This window comes from Deinococcus fonticola (assembly GCF_004634215.1).
Lineage (GTDB): Bacteria > Deinococcota > Deinococci > Deinococcales > Deinococcaceae > Deinococcus > Deinococcus fonticola.
Genome location: NZ_SMMH01000040.1, coordinates 22,501 through 25,888 on the forward strand (window position 1 = coordinate 22,501; position 3,388 = coordinate 25,888).

Here is a 3,388-nt window from a genome sequence, read left to right on the forward strand (position 1 = left end):
GAGCGGCCTGCCTCCCGCCTGCTGGAAGCGCAGCGACGTATCCGAAGTGTTGAAGGACAGCAGTTTCATCTGCTGGTTCGCTGCCGCCTGATAGCGGAATTGAAAGGCGCTGGCCCGGTAAGGGAGTTTCAAGGTGTCGGTGTCCACCCAGCCGCCTGCCGCCGGGCGGCGCGGCGCACTGCGGCGACCCGTGGCCGCCTGCCAGGAACCGAAACTGAAGTAACGGCTCCACTGCCCGTCCGGCTGGCGCACCCGAACTTCCAGTGTAAAGGGGCGGTTCTCCCCACCCAGGACATTCCAGCTCGGCACCAGTTCATTGAAGGGCGCAACGTTGACCTCTGGCGACGTGGTTGGCCCCGGCTGAGGGACAGGAAGCGCTTGCCAGGTATGCGGCACGCTGGTCTGCACGCTTTTCAGCAGGGTCGTGGGTTGCCCGAAGGACGTTTGCTGGGCATAAGGCGCGGCGGCGGCGGTACTGAAAGCCAGCAGGGCCACAGGGAGCAGAAGTCTGAGCATCAGCTTCACGCTAGTTGGCGTGTATTCAGCTTCTGTAAAGCCAGGAGAAAGCCCCCGCAGGAACAGGGGCTTTCAGGTACGCAGGGCGGAGTGTTATTCCACGACAATCGCCATCGTCAATCCACCACCTCCCGCGACTTCTTCATTGTTGTTGGTGATGTGGTGGGGAATGTGGCAGTGGATTAGCCAGGTTCCCTTCTGGGTGGCCTTCCAGAGCACGTCGTAACGCTGCCCAGGGCCGACATTGATGGTGTCCGCCTTGTAACGCGCCGCCTGGGAAAGGGTTTCTCCGTCGATGGCGGCCACCGTGAACGGCCCGCCGTGAATGTGCATGGGGTGGATGAAGTTGTTGTTCGAACCGATGAAGCGCAGCCGCACCGTCTGTCCGACTTTCATCCTGATGGTTTCGGTGGACGGGTACGCCTTACCGTTGATGGTAAAGAGGTTCGGGAAGAGTCCTTCCATCGGCATGGCCGGGAAGGTGTAGCCCTGAGCCACTTTCCATTCCTGAAGTTGCAGGGTGTACTCCTTGTCAGCTTTCAGGGTCGGGTTGCTTCGGATCGACGATCAGTGCGCCGTACAGTCCCAGCCCCTGCTGCCGATCCACGGCCTCGTGCGAGTGGTAGAAGAACGTGCCCGCCTGGTTCACGGTGAACTCGTAGGTGAATGAACCACCGGGGGGAATGGGCTTCTGGGTCACGTCGGCTGAGCCGTCCATCTTGTTCGGGACACTCAGGCCGTGCCAGTGAATACTTGTGGGGTCAGGCAGGCTGTTCCTCACGATGAAACGCACCCTGTCGCCCTGAGTGATGCGAATGCGCGGCCCCGGCACCTGCTTATTGACAGCGTAGGCAGACACCTGCACGTTAGGCAGGATGTTCCATTTGATCAGCGAGGTTTCAAGGTTGAAGACCTTCACGCCGTTCACCAGTTTGGATTGCAGGGACTGATCACCTCTGGCGGTGGCTGGAGCGGTGTACGTAACTTTGCTGAGGTCAACGGCGGCCATGTCCTGCATGGCTTCCATGCTCTGATCCGGGGTCATGATCATGCCAGGGGGCATGACCAGATTCCCCATGCGCGTGACCGTGCTGAGCGGTGATTCCGGTAGGGCGCTGATCTCTGGAATAGCATTCTGAGGAGACGCGCCCATGTTCATGCCAGGCATAGAATGATTCATTTCTGACATGCTCTGCGAGTTGGCTGGTGGAGCATTCCACACGGCGATAAACATGCCTACGGTTACACCAGTGACGAGGAGCGCACCAAAAAGCGTTGATCCTTTCATTTCTGTCCCCCTTGGAGGCGGTTCGTTCGTTGAAGAAGATTGAATCCACTGGACTGCCATGCATTCATGCCGCCCGTTAGTTCCCTGACGTTGATGTAACCCGCTTTCAGCAGGGTCTGTAGGGCGATCTCACTCATCCGGCCAGAGCGGCAGTACACGACGATCTGGGCCGCCTTACTGGTCGGCAGCTTGGGGTTTCCGACCATCTGATCGAAGGGAATGAGCAGATCAGTTCCGGGAATCTCGCCCTCATACGGAACATGAACGTTGATGAGCACAAAATTCTTCCTGCTCAGTTGAGTGTTTAGCACTTTGGGCAATATCTGACGGTTGATACCAGTAGATTTGGATGCACTGGTCACAGGCTGAGCGAACACGGGAGAGGCGAGGAGGGCGGTCAGCAGGGCGATTCTGGCGTTCATGCCTAGAGCCTGCGCCGACCATATTCAGCTTGTGTAAAGGTTTTGCACTCTGTAACGGCATTCAGCTAGCCTTCATAGAATCAGTCACTTTACAGAAGCTGAACAATTCGCGGTCTAAGGTGTAGGCAGTCCATTCCCACCCCTGCGAATCCGGCCCGGACAGCCGGGTTCCTCAAGCTCAAGGAGAGACCCATGAACACCATTTCTGCCATGCTCAGCACCCACCCGAAACCCGGTAAGTTCGATTCCGGCAGTCTGGCCGAATGCATCAGTGCCTGTCTGGAGTGCACTGGTTGCTGCACCATCTGCGCCGACGCCTGCCTGAATGAAACGGAACACCTGGCCCACCTGACGAAGTGCATCACGCTGAACGGCCAGTGCGCGGACGTGTGCGCCGCCACAGCAGGCGTCCTGAGCCGCGTGGGGCAGGGTGACGAAGCGGTGATTCGCGCCCAGTTGCAGGCGTGCGTGGCCGCGTGTCAGGCGTGCGCCCAGGAATGCGAGTCTCACGCCAAGATGGGCATGAAGCACTGCGAAATATGTGCTGAATGCTGCCGCCGCTGTGAAGCCGCCTGCCAGAAACTCCTGGCCTGAGTGCCGCTTTACACACGCTGAACATCAACGTCTTAGCGTCATGGTCATGAATAAAGTGACCGTGACGCTTCTCTTTACGCTGGCCTCCCTGTCTGCTGCCCAAACAGCGGCTCCTAGTCCCGTGCAATTCAGTGGCCTGCCCCCAACTTGTTAAGGCGAACCAATGGCACAATGCAGGCGGCTTGCAGAGTTTCGTGTCCCCTGAAGCCGTCGTGTTCAAGTTTCCCGGCAGCAACCAGAAAGCCGTGGCACTCCCTGCCAGACAGAGGTTCGTTGTCATCGCGCTCAACGCACTTCATGTCCAGGTGCCAGAGCGGACTGTTCAAGACCTCCGTCAGCGTAGCGTGCTGGTGAAAATCCAAGCAGGAAAAACAGTCATTAACAAGACCGCGAAAACCCTCCATAACGGCTTTCTGGAACTGTGGCTAGATTGCAATCAGACCTAGTACAGCGTTCTAGAAATTATAATACTTAGCCTATGGGACGCCCAATTCAGTATGCGGTCGTGCTGAGTGCTGAGCAGGAGCAGTACTTGAAGAGCCTCACGTCAAAAGGAAGCGGCAAGGCG

At 58.0% G+C, this 3,388-nt stretch carries 6 protein-coding genes (1 of these 6 cut by a window edge); 2 read left to right on the top strand and 4 right to left on the bottom strand.

Features of this window, described 5'->3' with window-relative positions; genetic code table 11:
- The 4 genes from E5Z01_RS16885 to E5Z01_RS16895 all read right to left on the bottom strand — a co-directional run.
- Nucleotides 1-516, bottom strand: partial view of a peptidase C39 family protein gene (locus tag E5Z01_RS16885; RefSeq protein ID WP_051056502.1) — the 5' end (the start) only. Its footprint begins 531 nt before the window's first position; only the first 516 of its 1,047 coding nucleotides appear in the window; its start codon is at nucleotides 514-516; its stop codon lies beyond the left edge, outside the window.
- 93 nt (nucleotides 517-609) lie between these two features.
- Nucleotides 610-1,014, bottom strand: a complete 405-nt coding sequence (locus tag E5Z01_RS20085; protein WP_240738517.1) for a multicopper oxidase domain-containing protein — start codon at nucleotides 1,012-1,014, stop codon at nucleotides 610-612.
- Between the two features lie 34 nt (nucleotides 1,015-1,048).
- Nucleotides 1,049-1,684 (bottom strand): multicopper oxidase domain-containing protein, encoded by a 636-nt coding sequence (locus E5Z01_RS20090; RefSeq protein ID WP_240738518.1) that lies wholly within the window; start codon nucleotides 1,682-1,684, stop codon nucleotides 1,049-1,051.
- 116 nt (nucleotides 1,685-1,800) lie between these two features.
- Nucleotides 1,801-2,226: a rhodanese-like domain-containing protein gene (locus E5Z01_RS16895; RefSeq protein ID WP_114673709.1), complete on the bottom strand. Its 426-nt coding sequence runs from the start codon at nucleotides 2,224-2,226 to the stop codon at nucleotides 1,801-1,803.
- Between the two features lie 192 nt (nucleotides 2,227-2,418).
- Here E5Z01_RS16895 and E5Z01_RS16900 point away from each other — a divergent pair, with 192 nt between their 5' ends.
- Both E5Z01_RS16900 and E5Z01_RS16905 read left to right on the top strand, forming a co-directional pair.
- Complete coding sequence (locus E5Z01_RS16900; protein ID WP_013616027.1) at nucleotides 2,419-2,820, top strand: four-helix bundle copper-binding protein; 402 nt, start codon at nucleotides 2,419-2,421, stop codon at nucleotides 2,818-2,820.
- A 194-nt stretch (nucleotides 2,821-3,014) separates the two neighbouring features.
- Nucleotides 3,015-3,266, top strand: a complete 252-nt coding sequence (locus E5Z01_RS16905) for a hypothetical protein (RefSeq protein ID WP_135230424.1) — start codon at nucleotides 3,015-3,017, stop codon at nucleotides 3,264-3,266.
- Nucleotides 3,267-3,388 lie beyond the last annotated feature (122 nt).